The sequence below is a fragment of the Anderseniella sp. Alg231-50 genome, assembly GCF_900149695.1.
Taxonomy (GTDB): Bacteria; Pseudomonadota; Alphaproteobacteria; order Rhizobiales; family Aestuariivirgaceae; genus Anderseniella.
On the sequence record NZ_LT703004.1, the window covers coordinates 523,899 to 547,715 of the forward strand.

Sequence of the window (23,817 nt, forward strand, 5' to 3'; positions counted from 1 at the left end):
CGGTCGGCAACGTTGTTTTCCGAACATGTGAGGGTTGAATGCGAATGATCCCTGCAACAGGAGCGCTGTCCAGACGCCTGATCGTTTCGGCGGTCGTCCTTGCGGGTTTGTTCGTTGCGCAACCGGTGCGGGCTGAACCGGACATTCAAGACGGTGCCAATAGGTTCGCGAGCGGTATTCTCAATCTGCTGTTTCCCAAGTCACCGCCGGCTGAAACTTATTCCGGCAACACAACAGGTCTCCACAACAGTACGAAAACTTTTGCCAGGCCAGAGGACATGATCCCGTCGGACTGGACCGATCCCGCCGAAATGCGCAGGGCCTGGAACGCCGCAATCGTGCATCTGCCGCACATGCACAACAAGTACAAGAAGTCCTTTGAAACCTCGGCGCCGGAGTTGCTGAAAGGTGAGTTCGGGTTTACGCAAAAACTGCCGGTCGTGATCTATATGCACGGTTGCTCGGGGTTCTGGTCGGGCACGCACATGCGAACGAAGTTTCTGGCGGAAAACGGTTTCGTGGTCGTGGCACCTGCCAGCCTGGCCCGCAAAAAGTATCCGCGATCTTGCCAGGTGGACGGCTACACTGCTGGCATGTATCGGCAAACGCTCAAAATGCGCCAGGCGGATGCCGGATATGCCATTGAGCAGGTCAGGAAACTGCCGTTTGTGGATGCGGACAGGATTGTGTTGATGGGTCTTAGCCAAGGCGGCATCACGGCTGCCACGTTCCAGCCCCAGAACAAGCGGCAAAAAGTACGAGCCCGCATTATTGAAGGCTGGACCTGCCATGACGACTGGCCTGAATACAATGGACTGCGCGCACCCACTTCAGAGCCGGTCCTGGCTCTGGTGGGTTCCAAGGACCCCTGGTTTCAGAGCGTTTCCAGGGGAGACTGCCAGCCGTTCCTGCATCCGGACAATGGCAGCTCATCTGTTGTTTACAAAGATGAACCACTGGCAAGCAGGCACGAGCTACTGGAGTTCACCAGTCCGAAAAAGGCGGTCGTACAATTCCTGCGGCGCCATGTTGATGCCAGAGCCGGCGTGGATGAATCCGGCGACCGGTCAATGGTGACCAGGCACCCGCTTTGGTTGAGGCTCAAGCCCGACTGAGGCAACCCTTTTAGGCTTCCGGTCTCTGAGTCCAGAGTTCAGCAAACACCTCCAGCAAGTTGCCGTCGGGATCGCGGAAGAACAGTGTGCGATGGCCAAAGTCCCGGTTTGTGGGTGGCGACACCAGATCGATACCCTTGTGCATGAGTTCTTCTGCACACTGGTCCACTTCACGCGCTGAAACCTTGAACGCCAGATGCAGCGAGGCGCTGCCATAAGGGGTTGGCACGTCCGCTGCGGTAAGCCCCGGTCGGGACAGCACCAGCGTATTACCGCCGACACTGTATTCAAACCAGTTCGACGAAAGCTGGCGCGACATTGGAAATCTCATAATGTCTTCGTAGAAGTAGCGCATCGCTTCCATATCGCGGACAAAAATGACCGTGTAGTCAATTGCCCGAACAGAGTCGAAGGCCGAACCGATCTGCCGGTCCGACCCATTCATGATCGCTTCCTCATTGAAAAGCCCTCAACATGTTGGCCTTTGCGATTTTAGCCCTATCCGGCTTCGCAAGAAAAAGACACCATGCATAAAACCTAAACACGTCAAAAATCTGAAAAACAGTCATGCGACTTACTGTGGCCGAAATGTCACATATTTGAAAAAACTGCGGTGACTGCGGATTAAATGCTTCCCTTGCGCAATATCTTTTGGTCTTTTGGTTGTATGTGGGGATTGTAATTCAACTTTCAGGGGCTTTGACGTGAGAAAAACTATCCTGGCATCGTCTGTCGCGCTTTTCGCTTTGTCGGCGCCTGCCGCAGCAGCGGACCTTGAGACGGAACGCCAACTGGGCCTGATCGTGTCAGGTGTCGTTGATCAGTGGACCGGCGTGCAGATCATTGACGCTGGACAGGATGATGACACCGTATTCACCAATGGCGGCGAAGGTCGTCTGAGCCTACCGCTGGGCGACAATCTTTCGATCCAGTCCGACGTGAAGTATGAATACAATTCCAACGCGCTTGAAAGCCCAGGTGACAATGATGTCATCGGTCCACGGTACTCCTTCCAAGGCGCGGCACATGTCAGCTGGCGTGATCCTTCCTCCTTCCTGCTCGGCGCATTCGGCGGCGCCGGCGTCACCAGTTTTGGCAGACGTAAATATGATGTGAGGTTCATCGGCGGTGAGGCGCAGGTCTATCTCGACGACATCACCCTGTATGCCCAGGGCGGGTATGTTGACTACGCGAATACGCAGACCACAGGCTTGGTGGCTCTCAGTTCCCCGACCCCTGACGATGGCCTGTTCGCCCGCGGCGTGCTGCGCTGGTTCCTGACACCGGACAGTCGCATTCAGATCGAGGGCACCTATGTGAACCTTGATCTCGTGAGCGCTGCCTTCGGCAGTGCCGGAGAAGCCGAGATATTTTCAGCAGGCGCGCGCTACGACTTTACGGTAGGCGGCCTGCCGGTCATTGGTGACACACCATTTTATGTGGCCTATCGCGGCACGTTCCGCGACAATTGCGCCTTCGGCGATGATCTGGACGATCATACATTCATGGTCGGCACCAGTTATTCGTTCTCCGGCGACATGCTCACCGTGGACCGCCAGGGTGCCACCCTTGATACGCCAAACTTCGACCACGGTTGTGTTGGGGAACTCCCGCAGCAGCCCTCCGACCGCCGCCTCAAAACGGATATCGTGGCGCTGGGCGAAACCGAAGACGGCATCAAACTCTACAGCTGGAAGTACAAGTCCGACCTGGTCACAACCTGGGTTGGCGTGATGGCGCAGGACCTGGAAGTAACCCACCCACAAGCGCTGGTCACCGGAGCAGACGGCTTCTACCGGGTGAACTATTCCGGCCTCGGGGTTCAGATGATGACACTGGAACAGTGGAACGCCAGACACCTCTGATTGAACTTTATTCTCTGCGATACTCAACCCCCGGATGCTGGCATCAGTATCCGGGGTTTTTTGATTGACGTATCGCTCTGAACATCTGCTCGATGCAAACGCGCAGGATGAGGGATGGAGTGGCCATCCTCTCGCCCGGCTCCATCAGGCTGCCAATGCCGCCTTGGTCCTGCCTATTGCCAGTGCGGCCTGCGCAGCCTCGCGGCCCTTCTCGACGAAATGCTTCTGGAAAATCTCATTGTGATGATCGGTTTCCTGATACTGGTGCGGGGTCAGCGAGACCGACAGCACGGGAACCCTGGTGTCCAGGCTGACCCGCATGAGGCCGTTCACGACGGCATCGGCGACAAAGTCATGCCGGTATATACCACCGTCAACGACGAAGGCCGCCGCAGCTATGGCTGCATACTTCTCCGTCACGGCAAGTTCGTATGCCAGCAACGGCATCTCGAAAGCGCCCGGCACGTCGAAGACGTCTACCTGGCCGGCAGGAATGACGGAACAAAACCCTTCCAGCGCCCGGTCAACGATATCGGCATGCCAGTTGGCTTTGATGAATGCGTAAGTGGTATGCGTCACACAAGATCTCCCTTCAAGCAACAAGACACGTCACCAAGGCGATCCTGAACGATACCGGCCATACGAACAGCGGCCGGCAATCGTACTTTCTCTATCATCCGGACTATGACCGTCGGCTCAGGCATCGCACCTGATCTGCTGACCCTTCCAGGCGGAAGGCGCTCGCGGGCTTGCAGAACTCGCTGCTTACCGCCGGTGGGGAGTTTCACCCCGCCCTGAGAACAGGACGTTTCTATAACAGGTTCAGGCATCGGGCAATGACTTGCGTGCGGGGTAGCCATTCACGACGGGATCATCGGAGTTGCCGCATCGCGCCTTCAGGCAAACGACCAGCCACCAGTTCATGTCACCGCAATGTCAAAATGCAGAACGTCCTCGCGGAGACCGAGCTTCGTGTAGAGCTGGATGGCGGGGTCGTCCTCCAGGTCAGCCTGGATAAACATGACATGAGCGCCGCGCTCAGCTGCAATGATCCTGACCTGTTCAATAAGGCCCGTCGCGATGCCTCTTCTGCGATGTGGCTTGGCGACCGCCAGATCGTAAATGTAGATCTCGCTGCGTTGCTGTTCGAGTTTCTCAAGTTCGTAGGCCACCAGCCCGCCGACGACTTCTGCGCCTTGCATTGCAGCCAGCACGATAACCGTCTCATTGCCGAGCAGCTTCTCGAGGTACTGCCGGTCGGGTTGCGCATGAGCGTAGGTCGGCTCGTCCTCGAATGCATGCCCGAATACAACTAGCAGGTCTCGCACCATGTCGCTGTCACCTGATGCAAGCCTGCGAATGGTGAACGGTATCAGCTGTGTCATGGGCACCTTCGAGAACAAATCTTCCGGGCAATCCGGGTAAGCCGTCATTAGGGCTATTTTCAGTCAAGGCAAGTGAGCAGGCCGAACCCTGTTCGTTGATCAGATGAGTCAGATCTAAACGGTAAGTGATTGTTTTTAAGTAATTTTGGCAGCACCTCTGTTTGCGGTCACACCTTGACAGCCAGCAACTCCTGCAGGGTGTTCAGCTTGGGTGAGGTGTAGTTTTTTCGCCAGGCCATCAGCGTCTTGATCCGCGCATACCGACCGGGCAGCATGCGATACTGAAGCGTCTCGTGCACATCGACGATGGACAGCACGGATTTCGGGATCACGGCGAACCCGGTACCGGCGGACACGCATGACAGCATGGCAAGGTAGGACCCGACCGCCAGCGTCGTTCCAGGTGCTATCTGTTCGCCGAGCAGCCAGTCATTGAGGTAACGGCGATAAGCGCAACCTTCTTCAAACGCGACAATCGTCTGTCCGTTCAAGGCGGCGGTGTCTTCTATCGAGGTGAATGATTTCGCCGCGACCAGGCAAAGCTCTTCCGTAAAGACCGGCAACGTCTGAAAGCCCTTGTTGCTGACCGGTTCTGCAATGAAGGCAATATCTATTTCTTCGTTGCTCAGACTGTTGTGGAGAGCACCGGCGGTGGCCGTCGTCAGGCGGATCGAGACATCCGGATGCATGGCATGAAAACGCGAAAGCAGTTTGGGCAGGCGCGCTGCAGCAGTGCTTTCCATGGTGCCTATGCGGAGGGTTCCGCTGAGCGCTTTCGTCTTAACCGCATCGGCGGCTTCACGCGCCAGGGTCAGCATGCGCTCGGCATAAGGCAGCAGGTTGCGGCCGGCATCGGTCAGTGTCATGCGCCTGTTGTCGCGCAGGAACAAGGGTTCGCCCAACTGATCTTCCAACTGCCGGATGCGGGTACTGACACTCGATTGCACCCTGTTCAATTGCGCAGCCGCCTTCGAGACCCCGCCGTGGCGGACAACGGCCTGAAACACTTCCAGCGATGCGATGTCCAGTCTCAAATCGTTCTCATTATCAAAACCAGTTATTCTCTATAAATCATTTTTGCAGATGGCAGGAAGTTCGTAAAGTAGATGAATGCCAGCCAGACAATCACCAGTACTGATCGCGTTTTCCGGGTTTCTTTGCCTTGTGCTTGCCATGGGGATCGGCCGTTTCGCCTACACGCCGGTGCTGCCGGTGATGCTGGGTGACGGCCTGCTGGATGTAGGCACCGCCGGCATAATCGCCTCCGTCCACTTCATCGGATACGCGATGGGCGCATTTGCAGGTGCGTATGGCATCGCGACACCGCGAAAAATCCTGATGGCGTCGTTGGTCATTATTGTCGTCTCAACCGTTGCGATGGGCGTAACCGATAGCCATTATGCCTGGCTTGGCGCGCGCTGGCTGGCCGGTTTCTGCAGCGCTCTTATCCTGATCATCGTCAGCACCTATCACATCAGATCCCTCACCGGGCCTGAGCACAGCAACCTGCAGGGCTGGGTGTTCGCGGGCGTCGGGGCCGGCATCTTGCTTGTCGGCGTGGCTGTGCTGGCCATGATGATCTTGAGAGTTCCGAGCTATATGATGTGGCTGTGGTTCGGTGGCCTGGCGCTGGCAGGATCCATATACCTGTGTGTACAGCGAATTGATTTCGACCGACCGTCGGCAGATGCTGCCGCAGGAGAGGAAATTCGCAAAACACCACTTTCCTGGGCCATTATCCTGCCCTACGCCGCAATGGGCTTCGGATACATCGTTCCTGCCACCTACCTGCCCGTGATGGCGCAGGAGATCTTGCCGTCGCCACTGATATTCGGATTGGGTTGGCCCGTCTTCGGCGCCGCCGCAGCGGTCTCAACGGTTTTGATCGGACAGCTTCAGTCACGCTACTCCAACAGGCAAATCTGGCTGGCCGCACAGGTCGTCATGGCTCTCGGCCTGCTGGCTCCAGCGGTTTCGCAATCGATTGCCGCCATCATCATCGCAGCGCTGTGCGTCGGTGGCACGTTCATGGTCATCACCATGGCCGGCATGAAGGAGGCGCATCGAATTGCCGGGCCGGGAGACGCCCAGCGTCATGTCGCCGTCATGACGTTTGCCTTCGCGACAGGACAGATTGCCGGACCCATTGCTGCCGGCTGGGCGTTTGAAAAACTGGGCGGATTTTCCTATCCGCTGATCCTTGCAGGTATCCTGCTGATCATCAGCCTGGTACCGATGCTTAAGGGCCTTTCCCGGAGGCAACCGTGATCTTCAATATTGCCGATCCGTCAGGACACCACCAGTCAATCAGGTTGAAGAAATTCATAAGCCGTCTGCAATAAGGAATAGTCGAACTGCAGGGTTTGTCGTAACCAGACAGCAATGACTGTTTCACTCAGGAGCCGGAGGAGATTTTCATGAGCGGTGAGACGAACCTGAATGAACTTCTAAAATCGCTTTCGGCACAGCTTGTCGAGGGGGTTTATGTATTCGCCACACTGCCGGACGATTCAATACCGGAAAACATCACTCCGCGTATGGTTTTCCGGGAGGCCGAAGGCATAACCCTCGTGCTTCGCAAGACAGAAGCCGAAGCGTGTGGTCTGGCTTGTGAGTTTCCCTGCCGGATGATTACGCTGGACGTGCATTCGTCACTCGAGGCCGTCGGCTTTATCGCGCATATCGCCAGTGAACTCGCCCGGCATGACATGGGCGTCAATCCCGTGTCAGGCTTTTTCCACGATCACCTGTTTGTGCCTGAGGGACGCGAGCAGGATGCCATGCGGATTCTGGAACGGATTGCCAGTGACAGCACCTAGAAGACACTTCACATCTTGATACGCGCCATCCGGTTGCGGACCGCCGCCACGACGCTCATGGCGGTGAGCGCGGATGATTTCGGATTTCCCGGCAACGGCTTGCCGTCAATCCTGAACTGCAATCTTCCAAATGTGCCTTCGACTTCAATCTCGTGAATGTTCTCGATTATTGTCGGATCGGCCACCAGTTCGACCCGGGTCTCATCCAGGCCCGACCCGGCAAGGGCCACGGTTGCCGCAACATTGGCATTTTTGGGATAGCGTAGCGCGGCCTCGCGCGCGGAGCCGGAAAAATGGCATGCCGGCCCATCAAGGTTGTCCAGATCGATCGCATCTTCTGCCGGCGAACCCTTCCAGCCTTGTGGAGGTTTCCGGCCCCGGTACACGATACGGTCAATATCGCCGACCTTGGCCGCCGCAATAGCATCAATCGCACCAATCGCACCCGACACCAGCTGCAGCCGTGATCCGCCCGCTTGTGCAGCACTGCTCAACCTGTCTGCCAATTCGGGCTGGGCCAGCGCACCGTTAGACGTGCACATCAGGTCAATGCCGCGCTGCAGGACCGCCGGCCCGTACTCAGCGAGCGCGGCGTGTCCGGCGCATTCAATCACCAGATCAGTATCACCGGGAATATCATCCACCGTATTGATCGGCTTCACGCCAGCCCCAAGCGCGTCGACTGCCGCGTTGTCGCGACCTTGGCGGCACAGCACGCAAGCTACGACCACATCAGAGTCTTCCGACAGCTTGGCCGACACATAGGATGCGATCGCACCGAACCCGATAACAACGATATTCATCACCTGCACCCGCTTCCCGATCACCTGGCCGACCATCAGAGCTGGACACGCTGAGCCTTGCCGTTCTCATCTGCAAGCCTCGCGGCAACCGAGGCCACCGCCAGATCCTGAAGCCCGACACCGGTACCGTCAAACAGTGTAATTTCGGTATCGGATGATCTGCCTGCATGAGTGCCGTTTATAACGTCGCCGATGGCCGTGATGTCATCTTCACCGATCAGTCCCTGGGAGATAGCGTGCTGGGTCTCGCCGATCGTCGTCGACTGCGCGATCTCGTCGGTGAACACGGTCGCCGCCGCAACCAGCGCAGGATCCGCCTCCTGCTTGCCTTTGGTGTCGGTGCCCATGCAGGCCAGATGCGTGCCCGGCTTGATCCAGTCTTTCATCATCAGCGGTTCATGGGCCGAGGTAATCGAGATGATCACATCCGCTTCAGCACCAAGCTGCTCGCGCTCGACCGCCTCAAACGGCAGGCCGATTTCTTCTGCCACGGCGCCAAGCCCCGGCAACATCTCGGGATGAAAGTTCCACGCCACGACCTTTTCAAAATCGCGCTGTTCGGCCGCCGCCCTGAGCTGGAACCCGGCCTGATGACCGGCACCGACCATGCCGAGCACCCTGGCGTCCTTGCGTGCCAGGTGGGCAATCGAAACCGAACTGGCGGCTGCGGTGCGTATGGCAGTGAGATAATTGCCACCGACCAGCGCATGTAATTGACCGGTGTCAGGATCGAACAGAAACACTGTCGACTGGTGGTTGGTCAGCCCCTTGTCCAGGTTACCGGGCCAGTATCCGCCGGACTTGAGGCCCAGCACCAGACCGGCCCGGTCAAAGCCGGACTTGAAACCATACAAGGCATCGGCATGGCCAATTGCCTCACGGATGACCGGGAAATTGTAGGCATCGCCGCTGGCCATGGCGGAAAACACACTCTCGACCGCTGCAAAAGCGTCGCCACGCCCCACTACCGCCTGGCAGGTTTCTTCGGAAACAATGAGCATTGATCTGTTCCTCAGTACGCCAGGCCGCGCGCGGTGACCGGCCAGACCGTTTCAACCTTGCCGTTCCTCACGCCAACGTACCAGTCGTGTACATTGCAGGTCGGATCACAGTGTCCGGGAACCAGTTTCAGCTTGTCGTTCACTTTCAGCTTGCCGTCCGGATCCGCTATGACACCGTGTTCGTCAGAGCACTTGACGTACTCCACATCGGTGCGCCCGAAAATGACCGGCAGGCCACTGTCCACCGACTGCGCCTTGAGCCCTGCGTCACAGATCGCCTTGTCGGCCTTGGCGTGGCTCATGACGGATGTCAGGATGAACAGTGCGTTCTCCCACTCTCCCTGGTCGATGCGATTACCGTCCTTGTCCAGGATACGGCCGTAGTCTGCATCCATGAACGCGTAGGAACCGCACTGGAGCTCGTTGTAAACGCCTGAGGCACCCTCGAAATAGTAAGAGCCCGTGCCGCCGCCGCCGACGATATCGCAGTCAAGGCCTTCGGCCTTCAGCGCAGTGACGGCATCAGCGACCATGGCAATGGCGATGTCGATCTTCTGCTTGCGGTCATCATAGTCATCCATGTGCTGCATGGCGCCCTGGTATGCCTGGATGCCGGTGAACTTCAGCCCGTCGGCGGCAGCGATCGCCTTGGCAATCGCCACCACTTCCGGTGTTGTCGTAACACCGCAACGCCCTGCCCCGCAGTCTATCTCGACCAGGCATTCGATCTCGGTGCCGTGCCTCACTGCCGCAGCAGACAGGTCGGCCACATTGTCTATGTCATCGACGCAGCAAATGGTGCGTGCGCCGAGCTTGGGAATGCAGGCCAGCCTGTCGATCTTGGCCGGATCGCGCACCTGGTTTGAGACCAGCACATCCTTGATGCCACCGCGGGCGAAACTCTCCGCTTCGCTGACCTTCTGGCAGCAGACACCGCAGCTGCCGCCCAGCTTTTCCTGCAGCAGCGCCACGTCGACGGATTTGTGCATCTTGCCGTGCACGCGGTGACGCACGCCCATCTCCTTGGCCAAGTTGCCCATCTTGATAACATTCCGCTCCAGCGCATCCAGATCGACGACCAGGCACGGGGTCTGGATGTCCGCTTCGTCCATGCCAACGGCAGCCGGGACGTTGTAGCCGACTTCAAGCCCTTCAATTTTGTTCATCAAGCTCATGACATTTCTCCCTTCTAGGAATTGGCGGTTCAACTTTGATCCTGCAGCCAGGGCAACTTGTTGAGATCGACATTGCCGCCGGTAATGATGACACCGACACGCTTGCCTTCAAACACGTCGCGGTTCTTCAAGATCACCGCCAGCGGCACGGCACACGACGGTTCGATCACAATCTTCATGCGCTGCCAGGTCAGGTACATCGCATCGATGATCTCCTGTTCCGTCGCCAGCAGAATGTCCTCAACGTGGTTCGACACGAAATGCCAGGTCAGCTCCTTCAACGGCACCTTGAGACCATCGGCAACGGTTTGCGGGGCGTCGTCGGCAATAATGTGACCGGCCTTGAACGAGCGATAGGCATCATCGGCATTGAGCGGTTCGGCTGCATAAATCTTTGTGCCCGGTGAAATGTGTGACAGCGTCAGACACGAACCGGAAATCATGCCGCCGCCACCAATCGGCGCCACGACGGCATCAAGCTCTGTAATATCCTCAACCAGTTCTTTCGAACACGTGGCCTGACCGGCGATGACGCGGGGATCGTTGTAGGGGTGGACGAATTCTGCGCCTGACGCAGCAACAACCTCGGCAAAAACCGCCTCGCGCGACGATGTACTGGGCTCGCATTCAACCACGGTTCCACCATAACCGCGTACGGCCGCCTTCTTGGCGTCAGGTGCCGTCCGGGGCATCACAACCGTCACCGGAATACCACGCCTGCCGGCGGCATAACTCAGCGACAGGGCATGGTTGCCCGACGAGTGCGTCGCCACGCCCTTCTTTGCCGTCTCGTCGTCCAGGCCAAACACGGCATTGGACGCGCCGCGCACCTTGAACGCGCCGGCCTTCTGGAAGTTCTCACACTTGAAGAACAGTTGCGCGCCGGTCAGCTCATTGAAATAGCTCGACGTCAGAACCGGCGTGCGGTGGATATAGGGCTCGATCCGGGCATGGGCGGCGATGACGTCTTCATAGCTTGGAATGGTCAGGTGGGACATATCGTTCATGGTATCCTCACGCAGCTTGCAGTTGCGGGCGGCGGGCGGTTGCACGGTAGTAGTTCTGCGCGGCCGCGACACCAGCGCCCGGTTCAATCGGGTAATCCAGGTCTTTCATCGCCATTTCGATTGCAGCGATCCCTGACAATGCCATGACATCGGTCATCGAGCCAAGGTGGCCGATGCGAAACGCCCTGTTGGCCATTTCACCAAGTCCGATACCAAACGACACGCCGTAGACGTCGAACGCATGGTCGGTGAGCACATTGCTGTCAAACCCGTCGGGAACGTAAACCGCACTGACCGTGTCCGAATACAGGTCCGGGCTCTTTGCGCACAAGCGCAAACCCCATGCCCTGACCGCTTCACGCACCCCTTCGGCAATCCGGTAGTGGCGGGCAAAAACATTGTCCAGGCCCTCTTCAAACAGCATGTCGAGGCTCTCGCGAAGCCCATACATGATCTGCAAGGGCGGCGTGTAGGGATAGCCGCCCTTGGCATTGGCACCGGCCATGTCGCGAAAGTCGAAATAGCAGCGTGGGCAGGTGGCCGTCTCACATGCCGCCAGTGCCTTCTGACTGACCCCGACAATGGCCATGCCCGTCGCGAGCATGAAGCCCTTCTGCGAACCGGAGACGGCGAGATCGACACCCCATTCGTCCATGCGGAAATCCATGGATGCCAGCGAGCTGACGCAGTCGACATACAGCATGGCGGGATGATCAGTCTCATCCATCGCCTTGCGGACAGCGCCAATGTCACTGCGTACACCGGTTGCAGTTTCATTGTGGGTAACAAGGACCGCCTTGATCTGGTGATCCTTATCCGCAGCCAGACGCTGGCCGTAAAGGTCGGCGGGGGCGCCGGTGCCCCACTCACATTCGATCACCTCGACATCGAGATTGTGGCGTTGGCACAGGTCTATCCAGCGATGAGAAAACATCCCGAAGCGGGCGACAAGCACCTTGTCCCCGGGAGACAGGGTGTTGGTGATCGCCGCCTCCCAGCCGCCGGTACCGCTGCCGGGAAACGAAATCACCTGGCCTGTCCGGGTTTTGAAAACCTTCTTCAGATCCGCTAGGACCGGCGATAGCAGTTCTACAAAATCAGGCGCGCGATGATCCATCGACTGTATGCTCATGGCATAGCGCAAACGATCCGGTATGTTGGTCGGACCTGGTATGAAGACGGGGTTCTGGCCAGTCATGTCGCTTCCTCCACTTGATCATGATTACACTGACTATACATGGATCCGATATAATTTCAATTTTTCTGGAAAAACATTTCATTTTACGTATAAAAATATAAAATATTGATTTTTAACGATTAATAATTTTTCGAATTCGATTTTTTGATTTTATTTGAAATTTTTTTTCAATCACGTAACCTGAAAGCATCCGATTGTGCAGGCATCAGGAGACGGTAAATTGACTGAACAAACCACCCGGACACGCGGCAGGCCGCGGTCGCTGTCACCAGATACCAATGCGGCAACAGTCCAGGCGCTCGACCGGGGTCTTCAACTGCTCGTCATCGTGGCCAAGGAAAGCAAGACAACGCTGACCGAACTGGCGTTGCGCGTCGGCATGCCGGCCTCGACCGCCCACCGCCTGCTGGTAACCCTGCAAAGGCGGGGATTTGTTGATTTTGATGAATCCACCCAGGAATGGATGATCGGCATCGAGGCATTCCGGATCGGCAGTGCCTTTGTTCAGCGCACCAGCCTGGTTGAAGCCGGGCGCGACGTCATGCGCCGGCTCATGGAGGAAACCGGCGAGACGGCCAATCTGGGCATCGCAGATGACGGCGATGTGGTGTTCATCAGCCAGATCGAGACGCCAAATCCGATCCGGGCATTCTTCAGTGTCGGAACCCGTGGACCGATGCATTGTTCAGGCATAGGCAAGGCGCTGCTGGCCGAAATGCCGCGGAGCAAGGTTGAACAGGTTTTGCAGAAAAAGGGACTTGAGGAGTTCACCTCCAAGACCCTGACGTCACCGGACGCGTTGTTTGCAGACCTTGAAGCCACGCGCGCGCGCGGCTGGTCCTACGACGATGAAGAACGACATTACGGCATGCGGTGCATTGCAGCCCCGATCCACAATTTCCACGGTGAAGCCATAGCCGGTATTTCCATCTCCGGCCCGGCGGCCCGGCTGCCGGACGACGTGATCCGCGAACTCGGCCCGAAGGTCAAAAGAGCCGCAACTGGAGTGACCAAGTTGCTGGGAGGCAGGGGTTCGCCGCCAACTGACTGACAACTCAGCAGTGGCAAGGGAACCGCATCGGAACACAGAGAGGAGATGAACATGAAAATTGGCCTGATTGGCGCCGGTCTCATGGGGCACGGCATGGGCGTAAACATGCTGGCTGCGGGCCATGAGCTTCATGTCGTGGCGCATCGCAATCGTGAGCCGATCGAGGACCTTGTATCCAGAGGCGCGCTTGAAGCCTCCTCACCGGCCGCTATGGTTGCGCTGGTTGATGTCGTGGTGCTGTGCGTCACCGGCACCCCTGCTGCTTGCAAGGTCATTGAGGAAATCACACCGGTACTCAGGCCCGGCATGCTGGTCATCGATACGACAACCAACACGTCCGGCGGCCCCGAAAAAATCAATTCGATCCTGACCAGGCTGGACGTAACCTATGTGGAAGCACCGGTGACAGGTGGAGCGCAGCAGGCGCGCGAGGGTGTGCTCGGCGCCATTGTCGGCTGTGACGGGGAGTTGTCCGACAAGGCACGCGGTGTACTCTCTTGTTTTTGCAGGCAGGTTGAACAGTTCGGGCCGGCCGGCGCCGGCGCGCGCGCCAAGCTGGTCAGCAATTTTCTGGCACTCGGGACTGCGGCACTTGTTATCGAAACTTTCCGGAAGGCGAGAGCGCTCGGTGTCGACTGGCAAAAGCTGTACGAGCTGGCGCAGCACGGTTCGGGTAAATCGGTCGGGCTTGACCGCATTGCGGGCGGAGCGGTTGCGGGAGATTTCAAGGGATACAAATTCTCCATCGACAACAGCGTCAAGGACCTTTCGTATTTCACCGAGCTGGCAGAAAACAACTCATGCAATTCCGACCTGGTTGCGGCGTTACTCGAGGTGTTCTCCAGTGCAGCATCGCACGGCCACGGCAGCCGCATGATAAGCGAACTGCTTGACCCTGCCCTGGGAAGCGAAAGTTCAAGCTGACCCGATCAGCCGGGTAATTGCCCCTCACCCTGAGGTGCTTTGACACAGCGCCGGTGCGTGCAATCGGGAACGCTGCAGCCTATCTTGCAAGAGAGTAACCCGACGCCATGACGACTTGGGAGATGGCCGAACATGTACGCAACCGGCGTGACCGCAACCGAACTGCCCGAACACAGCCTTCTGGGCGAGCGTGTTGCTGCAACCGACTTCCTGGACTGTTACTGCGTGGCATCGGATCTGTCACCGCGCCGGGCTGCCGAAGTGATCACCGACTTTCCCGGATGGGCCCGGTTTCTTCTGCACATCCGCCGGATTGTGACCTCGCCGTTCGGGCTTTCGAATGACGGCCCGGCGGCACCGGACAAGGTCGGGGTGTTTCCGGTGGAAACCGAAACCGGCCGCGAACTGATTGCCGGGTTCAACGACAAGCACCTGGATTTCCGGGTCTCTGTCGTGTCGCAGAACGGCCGTGTGTTTCTGGCGACCTGGGTGCATCCACACAACATTGGCGGCTGGCTCTATCTGAAAACAATCCTGCCGTTCCACATCCTGATCGCGCGGGATGCACTGGCACGGGTCGGGGCTCTGCACTCCTAGGAAAAAATCAGCAACGTGATGGCATCAGATGTGCGCATGCTGGTTCCCTGCTTGATGGCATGAATCAGACCTGGCTCCCAAGCTATTGTTCTGGAAGGATTTTATCCAAAAACTCGCACGCGTTGCAATCATGTTCCCAGCAATCTGGAATCCGTATTCTCCGTAAATCCGGACTGGCTCTTTTTCTCAAAAGCCTGTCTCCAGTTGGCTGAAAGAGCCGGTAACCGTGACAATTCCAGCGCGTCAGCAACGGCGAGATTCGGATCAAACCTGGCTGTGATGAGCCGTTTCAGCATCCACTCCGGATTGCTGCGGTCGAGGAGTTTCATGTCGTCACCCGCAGCAACGACGCCATTTTTCAGAACGCGGTAATACCACCCGGTACAGGCGGTTTTCTGAAACTGCGCCGCCATTGCCCTAATGCCGGTATGCTCATTCAGCTTCCAGCACGGCTGGCGTCCCTGGCAGACCTGCACCCGCGCCGTTCCCAGGCTTAAAATGTCACCCAGGCAAAGATTGTCTTCATGCAGGCCGGTTGTGGAAATGTTCTCGCCGAAACAACCTGGCACGAACTGGTCTCCCTGTTCCGGAAACATCCCGCGCCAGAATTCCATGTGCTCGGATGCATAGTGATGAACGGCTTTCTCAGGTCCGCCATGAACCTTCAGATCTGCCTGCCGGTCATCCACAAAACCATTTTCTTCCAGGCGCAATGCCGCTTCAGCCAATTGCTTGTTGATGGCCGACGGCGCTTTTCCCGGCCAGCGGCTTTCAATCTTTCCGGTGAACAGAGCCAGGATCTTTCCGCGCGGTTCAGAAACACCGGACATCTAGGCAGCCTCCTCGTGCTCATGACAGATCTTTGCACCATCGGCTTTTGTGAGCTGCTCGCCCAGGAGCATGCAGTAGCCGCCTGCCCCCTGCTTCTTGTGGTGACGGCATGACGCACAGATACCGAAGGCACGCTTGCCTCTGGAGGCCAGGGCCTGGCGTACAAGTGCTTCCAGCCCATCAGCCAACCGGCTGACGGCGGCGTCATCCAGGTTCGATGCTGCTTCGTCGACAATGGTCTTCCTGCTCAGAACGGCCATGCCGTCGTCCGTGACCGAATAGGAAATCCAGCGCTTGTCGACCGCCGAACGGATTTCTGAAATCAATCCCTTGCGGGCCAGGGCCTTCAGCGTTTGAGACACGGTGCCCCGGGTTGCGGCCATGAACTCGGCAACCTGCGACGGCGCCCTGGAAAACCGGTTCGCCCTGGCCAGGTAGGACAAGGCGACCCACTGGGTCGGGTTGATGTCGTCACTCCACTCATCAGCAGCACTGAGGCGGGCAATACGATCAATCAGGTCGCGGACGCGGTTTAGGTCATCTTGTGTCATGCCAATATAATAGCGACTCAAAATAATTATTGCAATAATTAGGAGTCGCTATTATTAGTATGCAGCATATCAGCAACCAACAGGAGTTCAGAAAATGAAACTTGCAGCCCTCACAGCACTGGCCCTGACTGCCAGCGTGACTGTCGCCCATGCAGATGCAAGCCACGCCGTTCATCAAAAGGGAGCGGTGCTTTCAAAGGCCGACAGTTCCAAGACCGCCGCCTTCGACATTCTTGCCGCACATGTCCATCGCAACGGGCGCACGGTTACTTTCCACATGACCACGAACGGAAAGGCAGGATCGAAGACGCCGGAACCTGCGGGCAAGCTTGCCGGTGCGCCGGTGCTGTCCTATGTCTGGCCGACATCGCTTGACCCGTCGACAGTGGGGTTTGAAGGCAAGACCGGTATCCTGGCACTTGCCGCAACCAGTCATCCGGACTTCGACGACACACCGCTTTATGATGAAGATGGTGATGGCGATCCTGCCAATGACGGCGGCAAATGGCACAGTCACTGGGTGGTCCTGACTCCGACGGAACAATGCGGCAGGGGTGCGCTGGGCGTTCGCGACATTCCCGATGGTGAAACGCCCGCCATGCCGGCAACCTGGCCGGGCCTGCCGATCTTTATCGACAGCCCCGGGTTCACTCCCCTGTTTGATGGCCCCGAAGTGAAGATCAACGTGGCGTTTGCTGATGCAGATGTTATTGCCGGGGCTTCCTATGACGGTGTCACCTCGGCCCTGAAGGTAAATGCCAATGTGCATGCGCCGCTGCTTTGCGTCGCCGACGTATTCGACATTGCATCAGGTGATCTGAGCCTGCCGGGCAAGGTGGAATAGCCGTTCGACGACAGTTCGGCGGGACACTCTGCAGGCGCCCCGCCGCACCGAGTCCGAAGCCCAGCTGACAAATTGGAGATGAACCCCATGAGGAGTGACCAAAATTTTCAACCCGCACCGCAACTCAACGTGTCGCAATGGTTCAATTGCAAGCAGTCAATAACACTGGAAAGCCTGCGCGGGCGGGTGGTGGTCATCGAAGCTTTTCAGATGCTGTGCCCCGGTTGTGTGTCCCACGGGTTGCCACAGGCAAAGCAGGTTCATGCACTGTTTCCTGAAGACAAGGTGGCCGTGCTGGGACTTCACACTGTGTTTGAACATCACGCGGCGATGACGCCTGTTTCACTTGAAGCGTTCATTCACGAATACCAGCTGCGATTTCCAGTTGGCGTTGATGAAGCAGGAACCAGGGACGTCCCCAAAACCATGTCAGCCTACCAGCTGCGGGGAACTCCCTCTCTAATTGTCATCGACCAGTCCGGCAATCTGAGGGCCTGTCATTTTGGCCACACAACCGACATGCAGATAGGCGCCGAGATCGCCACTTTGCTGTACTGAAAAGGCGGGTTCAACTTGATGAACTGAATCAAAATTACACATCTAAGCATTTGTTTTTAATGTTTTTTTCTACTGCGCATCTTTTCCAGAACTGCTTCAGCCAACCGGCAATGCATCAACCGGATGCCGACAACCTCGTCAAATCCTTGCGCGGCGAGGCGCCAAACTTGCGGGCATACTCACGGCTGAACTGGTTCAGGCTCTCATATCCGATTTCATACGCCACCGCTGATACAGCGTGGTTTCCCTCCGACAGCAGGCGCTTTGCCTCCATCAGGCGAAGGTGCTTTTGATATTGCAGCGGCGTTGTGGCGGTAACAGACTTGAAGTGCTCGTGAAAAGACGATGTGCTCATGCCGGCCAGTTTGGCCAGGTCGGCAACGGTGAGCCCGGACTTGTAGTTCTGGCGTATGTGCGAAACGGCGGTTTGGACCCGGCTTGCGTGACTGTCGCGCCACCTTAGCCTGCGCAACATGGCGCCGTGAGGCGCCGTCAGCAAACGGAAGTGAATTTCCCTGATGATGAGTGGCGCCAGGGCCGCGGCTTCCAGCGGCCGGTCCGCCAGGGCAATGCACCGCCCAAATGCGTCTATGAGCGCATCATCCGATGCGCTGACAGCCAGCGACAGCGCACCCCCTTCTTCCGGTGCAACGGCCCCGATCTCTTCATCGAGGCTGCGGATGAGCCCCAGATCAAGTTCAAGTATCACTGCAAGGTAGGGTTTTTCGGCACTGGCCTCGGTGACACGGGCAACAACCGGCACATCATGACTGACAACCAGCGAGTCGCCTGTGCCATATGTGACCGTCCTGTCACCTATCACGGACTCCTTGCTGCCCTGCAGGATCAAACAGACAACCGGCTGGTACAGCATGGCTTCGAACGTCGTGCAGTTCTCCTGCCGAAAGATCGACAAGCCATCCACGGCCAGCGGTATCGGCTGATCCGACGGCGGGTGTTTCAGTGCGTGGCGTTGCACGTGTTCGGCAACTTCGCGGAGTTTCATGAGCAAGGTCCTTTGATCACGCAAGATATATGTAATTGCGGATCACCAATCATCCCAAAATCCGACGGATCGGAGGAATAGGCAAGTTTTCCGGAGTATGCGGCAAGCGATCAACCCTGCCCGTGCCTAAGTATCGGGTACCAGCTCGCCGGTGTTGGCAGCAGATGTCTCACTTTATGCGGATGATCAACTGCGCTGAGTGAAATTGCCAACGATGCGACCATTACAGACTTTTAAGTCTGGATACCAATCCATCCGTACCCCCACGCCGTTTTCAGTTCAGGCGCTGGGCTAAACAGAGAGGTTCTTCAAATGGCTTTCAATCTCAATATAAACGGTGAGCAGAAGTCTTATGACGTCGACGATGACACGCCGCTGCTCTGGGTCATACGCGACGTGGCAGGCCTTACCGGCACCAAGTTCGGCTGCGGCCTTGCCCAGTGTGGTGCGTGCACCGTGCATGTGGACGGCGTGCCGACCCGCTCCTGCCAGTTGCAGGTGTCGGACGCCGAAGGCTCAGCCATCACCACCATTGAAGGTGTCACCGGCAAGGTTGCCGAAACCGTCCAGAAAGTCTGGGCCGACCTTGATGTTCCACAGTGCGGGTACTGCCAGTCCGGCCAGGTGATGGCCGCTGTCGCCCTGCTCAGCGAAACGCCAAAGCCCACAGACGAAGACATCAATGACGCGCTGTCCGGCAATTTGTGCCGCTGCGCCACCTATCAACGCATTCGCGCCGGCATTCACGAAGCCGCCAAGCGCCTGGAGGCCTGAGCCCATGTTGAACAAAATCATTTCAGATCTGAACCCTGCAAAAATCGAAACCAGCCGCCGCAGTTTTCTGCTTGGCGCATCTGCCGTCGCCGGCGGCCTGATGGTCGGACTGCGGGCCGCACCTGCAAGTGCAACATCCGACACGGCTGCTGCCGCTGCAAACCCGCTGGCCGGTTACATCCACATCGCGCCGGACAATTCGGTGACCATCCTGTCATCGCAGTTCGACATGGGCCAGGGCCCCTATCACGGTCTGGCCACGCTGGTGGTTGAAGAACTTGGCGCCGACTGGTCACAGGTCGACGTGAAAGGTGCAGCCGGCAACACCAAGCTTTACGGCAACATCATGTGGGGCGGCGCGGTACAGGGCACAGGCGGTTCCACGTCCATTGCAACATCGTTCGACCGTTATCGCCAGGCCGGCGCTGCAGCGCGTGAAATGCTGGTTGCCGCCGCTGCTGAAACCTGGGGTGTCGACGCTTCGCAGGTCAGCGTTTCCGGTGGCAGACTGACCGACGCGTCCGGAAACACAGCCACCTTCGGCGACATGGCGGAGAAAGCCGCCGCCATGCCAGTGCCCGAGAAGGCAAAACTCAAGGACGCTGCTGAATGGACCCAGATCGGCAACGAAAAACTGCGCCGGTTCGACAGTGCGGCCAAGGCCAACGGCACGCATGACTTCACCATCGATGTCAAACTCGACGGTATGCTTACCGCCGTTGTGGCCCATCCGCCAAAATTCGGCGCGAAGGTGAAATCGTTCGACGCCGCCGAAGCCCTGAAGGTGCGCGGGGTCACTGACGTGGTGGAAATTCCGCGCGGTGTCGCCGTTGTCGCGGAGCACATGTGGGCAGCCATCAAGGGACGCGAGGCGCTTACGGTCGAATGGGATGAGACCCAGGCTGAAACCCGCGGCAGTGCCGAGATCATCAGCGAATACAAGGCCAAGGCCGGGGAAGCGCAGCAGGCCACCGCACGCACGGAAGGCGATGCGGCGGCGGCCCTGGCATCAGCGCACAAAGTCATCGAGGCGACCTATGAGTTTCCATATCTCGCCCATGCCGCAATGGAGCCTCTCAACGCCGTGGCCCGCAAGAATTCAGACGGCACACTGGAAGTCTGGGGCGGGCACCAGATCCCGGACGTCTATCAGGGCATTTCCGCCAAGATTGCCGGGGTGAAGCCGGAGCAGGTAACCATGCACGTCATGAAAACCGGCGGCGGCTTCGGGCGGCGCGCGGTGGCCGACGGTGATGTGGTTGCAGAAGCCGTCTCGGTTGCCGGCGCCATCAGCTTCAGGGCACCGGTCAAGGTCCAGTGGACCCGCGAGGACGACATGCGCGGCGGGCGTTACCGTCCGGCCTATGTGCATTCGTTCAAGGCCGGTCTCGACAAGGACAACAAGCTGATTGCGTGGCACAACCACATTGTCGGCCAGTCCATTGTCTCCGGCACGCCGTTTGAAGGCCTGATCAAGGATGGCGTGGACGGCACCTCGGTTGAAGGCGCGTCCAACATTCCCTACGGCATTGAAAACATCAATGTCGGCCTGACGACGACCGATGTGAAAGTGCCAGTGTTGTGGTGGCGTGCCGTTGGCTCGACCCATACCGCCTATGCGGTGGAAAGCTTCCTGGACGAGGTGATCGCCGAGGTAGGCGCCGATCCATACACCTACCGGATGGAACTGCTGAAAGATCATCCGCGCCATGCTGCGGTGCTGAAACTGGCTGCCGACAAGGCGAACTGGTCCACGCCGGCGCCTGAAGGCCGCTTCCGCGGGCTGGCGGTTCATGAGAGCTTCAGTTCGGTGGTGGCGCACATCGCCGAGATCTCGATGGACAACGGCACACCGAGGGTACACAAGGTCACGGTCGCCGTTGACTGCGGCATCGCGGTGAACCCGGATACCATCAAGGCGCAGATGGAAGGTGGCACCGGCTTCGGCCTCGGCTCGATTCTGGCCGAGGAACTGACACTGGTGAATGGTGAAGTGGAACAGGGCAATTACGACACCTACACGCCGTTGCGGATCAGCGAGATGCCGGAAGTCGATGTGCATATTGTCCCGTCCGCCAACAAGCCGACCGGTGTCGGTGAGCCCGGCGTGCCGTCGATCGGCCCGGCGGTGGCCAACGCCATTGCCGCAGCAGGCGGGCGCCGGATTCGCGTTCTGCCCATGTCGAAATCGATGGGCACCTGAGCGGCCTCTGAAAAGTTCACCCGCGCATTACAAGGTGCGGTTGATCTGGAGCAATGATCAATGGGCCTTGATACCGGTAGCGGCATCGAGGCCCATTGCATTTGGTTGGTGATGGCGGAACACTGATCTGAACGGGCGATCTATCCGATCAGAGTGTTTTACGGACCTATCATGATGCGGGAAAACCAACGTGTTCTTGTGCTCGGCGGTACGGGCTCAATCGGGGGACCGGTGGCCGACGTATTGCGCCGGCGCGGACATCAGGTCACCTGCCTGGCCCGGTCCGAGAGTTCACAGCAGGCCTTGCGCGCCGCCGGGTTCAACACGATACGCGGGGACATCCGCTCACCCGACGACTGGACCGGACGTGCCGGTGAATTCGATGCCGTGATTAATGCCGCATCCACCTGGTCCGACGACGAGGCACAGGTTGAGCGGCGACTGGTTGCAAAACTGCTGCAGGCGTTCTCCACACCGGATGCAGGCAGGACCGTGATCTACACTGACGGGTGCTGGAGTTACGGCGCCACCGGCGACACCATCGCCACGGAAGACACCCCTTTCGATCCCCTGCCCGAATTCGCTTCCAGTATCGAAACCGCCCGCCAGGTTCGCGACAGCAGGCAGGTTCGCGGCATGATCATCTACCCTGCCATGGTCTACGAGCGCGACGGCGGCGTGCTTGAGCAGATGGCAGACGATGCACGGCACAGGGACAGGGTGCGGATAGTCGGCAGCGCAGACGTCAGATGGCCGCTGGTTCACCGGATGGACCTGGCCGTGCTGTATGCGTTGATGCTGGAGCGCGGCGAAGCCGGTGCCGGTTTCAACGGCGCGGGCATCGTCTCAATGCAGGTCGGCAGGATTGCTAGAACACTGGCGACGCGATTTGGAAAACCGGACGACCTGGAAGTGCTGACTGTAGACGAGGCAGTTAGAGACATTGGGAGCTGGGCGGTCGGGTATGCACTTGATCAGCAAATGAGCAGCGCAAAGGCAGTGCGGGAGCTTGGCTGGGTGCCGGAGCACACCGACATCCTGGCTGAGCTGTCCTGAAAGCCCAAACAGGATGCGGAACGCGATACAAAAAGCGCAATCAGACAGTTAAGTGTTGAAGAATTGAATCAGGCCCGCAAGTCAAATATTTGTTTTTACTATCTTTTATCAGGAAATTGGCTTAGCTGCACGAAACCCGCCTTCACGCTCCCGGCACCTGCTTCAAGCGCTCCGGCAGGTTGATTGCCGCCACACCGACGATGGCCGCGACAAGGCCCAGACCGATCACCGGGGTGATTTGCTCGCCCAGGAACACCATGCCCAGTACAACCCCTACTCCGGCCCTCAGGTAAGCCTGGCTGGCGGTGCCCATGGACCCCAGCGTCTTCAGCAAGCGGAAATAGATCAGCAGGGCGCAAGCCGTGCACAACACGGACAGGACGGAGGCGGCGGCGATGGCTTTCATTGATGGCGCCAGCGTCCAGGGCTGGTCCAGCAGCAGGCTGGCCGGCACCAGTACAACGGCCGCACAGATCATGGTGCCTGCCGCAGTCGCGGTTGCCGAGATATGGGTAAAGCGCTTGCCGTAGATCGCGGCACAGGCATACAGGACCGCACTGGCGATTGCCGCCAGTTGCCCTGCCACCTGCTGGCCGAGGCCGGCCAGTGCATCGACCCCGACGATCATGGTGACGCCAAGCAGGCCGAGGCAGGCACCGAAGAGTTTCAGACCGCTGGTCACTTCATGCCGGGTGATGAAGACCGTGAACAGGAACACGAAGATCGGTGACGTGGAGTTGAGGACACTGGCCAGTCCGCTGTCGACATGTTGCTGGCCCCAGGCGAGAAGCGTCCAGGCGGCAATGGAGTTGAAGAAGGACTGCAACAGCAACATGCGCCACGTCCGGCCATCACGCGGGAGATGGTCCTTGCGCCATGACAGAACGGCAAGCAGGAACAGGGCAGCAATTGTTACCCGTACTGCAATCAGCGTGACCGGCGGAATTTCCGTGACTGCCACCTTGATGAACAGGTAAGACGAACCCCACAGCAGCGCCAGCAGTCCAAGCAGGGCAAGCTCGACAATCAGGACCGGTTTGGCGGATGCGCTCAC

The 23,817-nt window shown here is 58.3% G+C and carries 25 protein-coding genes and 1 riboswitch; of the genes, 12 read left to right on the top strand and 13 right to left on the bottom strand.

Going from position 1 to position 23,817, the window contains the following annotated elements; genetic code table 11:
- The first annotated feature begins 44 nt into the window (after window positions 1–44).
- Complete coding sequence (locus DHN55_RS15130; RefSeq protein ID WP_337660366.1) at window positions 45–1,115, top strand: dienelactone hydrolase family protein; 1,071 nt, start codon at window positions 45–47, stop codon at window positions 1,113–1,115.
- 10 nt (window positions 1,116–1,125) lie between these two features.
- Here the strand turns inward: DHN55_RS15130 and DHN55_RS15135 are convergent, their stop codons facing one another.
- Window positions 1,126–1,560, bottom strand: coding sequence for a VOC family protein (locus tag DHN55_RS15135; RefSeq protein WP_108882301.1), 435 nt, complete (start codon window positions 1,558–1,560; stop codon window positions 1,126–1,128).
- A 259-nt stretch (window positions 1,561–1,819) separates the two neighbouring features.
- Here DHN55_RS15135 and DHN55_RS15140 point away from each other — a divergent pair, with 259 nt between their 5' ends.
- Complete coding sequence (locus DHN55_RS15140; RefSeq protein WP_108882302.1) at window positions 1,820–2,980, top strand: tail fiber domain-containing protein; 1,161 nt, start codon at window positions 1,820–1,822, stop codon at window positions 2,978–2,980.
- Window positions 2,981–3,124: 144 nt separating this feature from the next.
- On the opposite strand, the gene DHN55_RS15145 is transcribed toward DHN55_RS15140, so the two are convergent.
- From DHN55_RS15145 to DHN55_RS15155, 3 genes are all read right to left on the bottom strand, one after another.
- The gene (locus DHN55_RS15145; RefSeq protein WP_108882303.1) at window positions 3,125–3,559 is read right to left on the bottom strand and encodes a 6,7-dimethyl-8-ribityllumazine synthase; all 435 of its coding nucleotides are present in this window, start codon (window positions 3,557–3,559) and stop codon (window positions 3,125–3,127) included.
- A gap of 82 nt (window positions 3,560–3,641) precedes the next feature.
- Window positions 3,642–3,786: riboswitch (FMN riboswitch) on the bottom strand.
- A 114-nt stretch (window positions 3,787–3,900) separates the two neighbouring features.
- Complete coding sequence (locus DHN55_RS15150; RefSeq protein WP_108882547.1) at window positions 3,901–4,365, bottom strand: AAC(3)-I family aminoglycoside N-acetyltransferase; 465 nt, start codon at window positions 4,363–4,365, stop codon at window positions 3,901–3,903.
- Window positions 4,366–4,532: 167 nt separating this feature from the next.
- Entirely contained in the window at window positions 4,533–5,399 is an 867-nt protein-coding gene (locus DHN55_RS15155) for a LysR substrate-binding domain-containing protein (RefSeq protein WP_108882304.1), read from the bottom strand.
- A gap of 76 nt (window positions 5,400–5,475) precedes the next feature.
- Between DHN55_RS15155 and DHN55_RS15160 the strand changes: the two genes are divergently transcribed.
- Both DHN55_RS15160 and DHN55_RS15165 read left to right on the top strand, forming a co-directional pair.
- Window positions 5,476–6,633, top strand: a complete 1,158-nt coding sequence (locus DHN55_RS15160; RefSeq protein WP_108882305.1) for a YbfB/YjiJ family MFS transporter — start codon at window positions 5,476–5,478, stop codon at window positions 6,631–6,633.
- A gap of 149 nt (window positions 6,634–6,782) precedes the next feature.
- Window positions 6,783–7,184, top strand: coding sequence for an ACT domain-containing protein (locus DHN55_RS15165; protein ID WP_108882306.1), 402 nt, complete (start codon window positions 6,783–6,785; stop codon window positions 7,182–7,184).
- An 8-nt stretch (window positions 7,185–7,192) separates the two neighbouring features.
- On the opposite strand, the gene DHN55_RS15170 is transcribed toward DHN55_RS15165, so the two are convergent.
- The 5 genes from DHN55_RS15170 to bhcA are packed head-to-tail and all read right to left on the bottom strand — an operon-like array spanning window position 7,193 to window position 12,368.
- On the bottom strand, window positions 7,193–7,987 hold the full coding sequence (locus DHN55_RS15170) for an aspartate dehydrogenase (protein ID WP_108882548.1): 795 nt from the start codon (window positions 7,985–7,987) through the stop codon (window positions 7,193–7,195).
- Between the two features lie 35 nt (window positions 7,988–8,022).
- Window positions 8,023–8,988, bottom strand: coding sequence for an iminosuccinate reductase BhcD (bhcD, locus tag DHN55_RS15175; protein WP_108882307.1), 966 nt, complete (start codon window positions 8,986–8,988; stop codon window positions 8,023–8,025).
- A gap of 11 nt (window positions 8,989–8,999) precedes the next feature.
- Entirely contained in the window at window positions 9,000–10,163 is a 1,164-nt protein-coding gene (gene bhcC / locus DHN55_RS15180) for a 3-hydroxy-D-aspartate aldolase BhcC (protein ID WP_108882308.1), read from the bottom strand.
- A gap of 29 nt (window positions 10,164–10,192) precedes the next feature.
- On the bottom strand, window positions 10,193–11,170 hold the full coding sequence (gene bhcB, locus DHN55_RS15185) for a beta-hydroxyaspartate dehydratase BhcB (RefSeq protein ID WP_108882309.1): 978 nt from the start codon (window positions 11,168–11,170) through the stop codon (window positions 10,193–10,195).
- Window positions 11,171–11,177: 7 nt separating this feature from the next.
- Window positions 11,178–12,368 (bottom strand): L-aspartate--glyoxylate aminotransferase BhcA, encoded by a 1,191-nt coding sequence (gene bhcA, locus DHN55_RS15190; protein WP_108882310.1) that lies wholly within the window; start codon window positions 12,366–12,368, stop codon window positions 11,178–11,180.
- Window positions 12,369–12,588: 220 nt separating this feature from the next.
- On the opposite strand from bhcA, the gene bhcR reads away from it, so the two are divergent.
- From bhcR to DHN55_RS15205, 3 genes are all read left to right on the top strand, one after another.
- Window positions 12,589–13,419, top strand: coding sequence for an HTH-type transcriptional regulator BhcR (bhcR, locus tag DHN55_RS15195; protein ID WP_108882311.1), 831 nt, complete (start codon window positions 12,589–12,591; stop codon window positions 13,417–13,419).
- A gap of 51 nt (window positions 13,420–13,470) precedes the next feature.
- Entirely contained in the window at window positions 13,471–14,343 is an 873-nt protein-coding gene (locus DHN55_RS15200; protein ID WP_337660367.1) for an NAD(P)-dependent oxidoreductase, read from the top strand.
- Window positions 14,344–14,475: 132 nt separating this feature from the next.
- Entirely contained in the window at window positions 14,476–14,940 is a 465-nt protein-coding gene (locus tag DHN55_RS15205) for a DUF2867 domain-containing protein (RefSeq protein ID WP_108882313.1), read from the top strand.
- A gap of 128 nt (window positions 14,941–15,068) precedes the next feature.
- Here DHN55_RS15205 and DHN55_RS15210 read toward each other — a convergent pair whose 3' ends face one another.
- Both DHN55_RS15210 and DHN55_RS15215 read right to left on the bottom strand, forming a co-directional pair.
- Window positions 15,069–15,770 (bottom strand): MOSC domain-containing protein, encoded by a 702-nt coding sequence (locus DHN55_RS15210; RefSeq protein WP_108882314.1) that lies wholly within the window; start codon window positions 15,768–15,770, stop codon window positions 15,069–15,071.
- Window positions 15,771–16,322: a MarR family transcriptional regulator gene (locus DHN55_RS15215; RefSeq protein WP_108882315.1), complete on the bottom strand. Its 552-nt coding sequence runs from the start codon at window positions 16,320–16,322 to the stop codon at window positions 15,771–15,773.
- Window positions 16,323–16,416: 94 nt separating this feature from the next.
- On the opposite strand from DHN55_RS15215, the gene DHN55_RS15220 reads away from it, so the two are divergent.
- Together DHN55_RS15220 and DHN55_RS15225 are read left to right on the top strand one after the other, a co-directional pair.
- Window positions 16,417–17,166, top strand: a complete 750-nt coding sequence (locus DHN55_RS15220) for a hypothetical protein (RefSeq protein ID WP_108882316.1) — start codon at window positions 16,417–16,419, stop codon at window positions 17,164–17,166.
- Between the two features lie 87 nt (window positions 17,167–17,253).
- Complete coding sequence (locus tag DHN55_RS15225; RefSeq protein ID WP_337660368.1) at window positions 17,254–17,724, top strand: peroxiredoxin family protein; 471 nt, start codon at window positions 17,254–17,256, stop codon at window positions 17,722–17,724.
- A gap of 115 nt (window positions 17,725–17,839) precedes the next feature.
- On the opposite strand, the gene DHN55_RS15230 is transcribed toward DHN55_RS15225, so the two are convergent.
- Window positions 17,840–18,730 carry an AraC family transcriptional regulator N-terminal domain-containing protein gene (locus DHN55_RS15230; RefSeq protein ID WP_108882318.1) on the bottom strand — a complete coding sequence of 297 codons (891 nt, stop codon included), beginning with the start codon at window positions 18,728–18,730 and terminating at the stop codon, window positions 17,840–17,842.
- Window positions 18,731–19,042: 312 nt separating this feature from the next.
- On the opposite strand from DHN55_RS15230, the gene DHN55_RS15235 reads away from it, so the two are divergent.
- From DHN55_RS15235 to DHN55_RS15245, 3 genes are all read left to right on the top strand, one after another.
- A complete protein-coding gene (locus tag DHN55_RS15235) occupies window positions 19,043–19,504 on the top strand; it encodes a 2Fe-2S iron-sulfur cluster-binding protein (protein WP_108882319.1) in 462 nt (153 codons plus the stop codon).
- A 4-nt stretch (window positions 19,505–19,508) separates the two neighbouring features.
- The gene (locus DHN55_RS15240; RefSeq protein ID WP_108882320.1) at window positions 19,509–21,707 is read left to right on the top strand and encodes a molybdopterin cofactor-binding domain-containing protein; all 2,199 of its coding nucleotides are present in this window, start codon (window positions 19,509–19,511) and stop codon (window positions 21,705–21,707) included.
- Window positions 21,708–21,878: 171 nt separating this feature from the next.
- Entirely contained in the window at window positions 21,879–22,763 is an 885-nt protein-coding gene (locus DHN55_RS15245) for an NAD-dependent epimerase/dehydratase family protein (protein WP_108882321.1), read from the top strand.
- A 142-nt stretch (window positions 22,764–22,905) separates the two neighbouring features.
- On the opposite strand, the gene DHN55_RS15250 is transcribed toward DHN55_RS15245, so the two are convergent.
- Window positions 22,906–23,817 carry an EamA family transporter gene (locus tag DHN55_RS15250; RefSeq protein WP_108882322.1) on the bottom strand — a complete coding sequence of 304 codons (912 nt, stop codon included), beginning with the start codon at window positions 23,815–23,817 and terminating at the stop codon, window positions 22,906–22,908.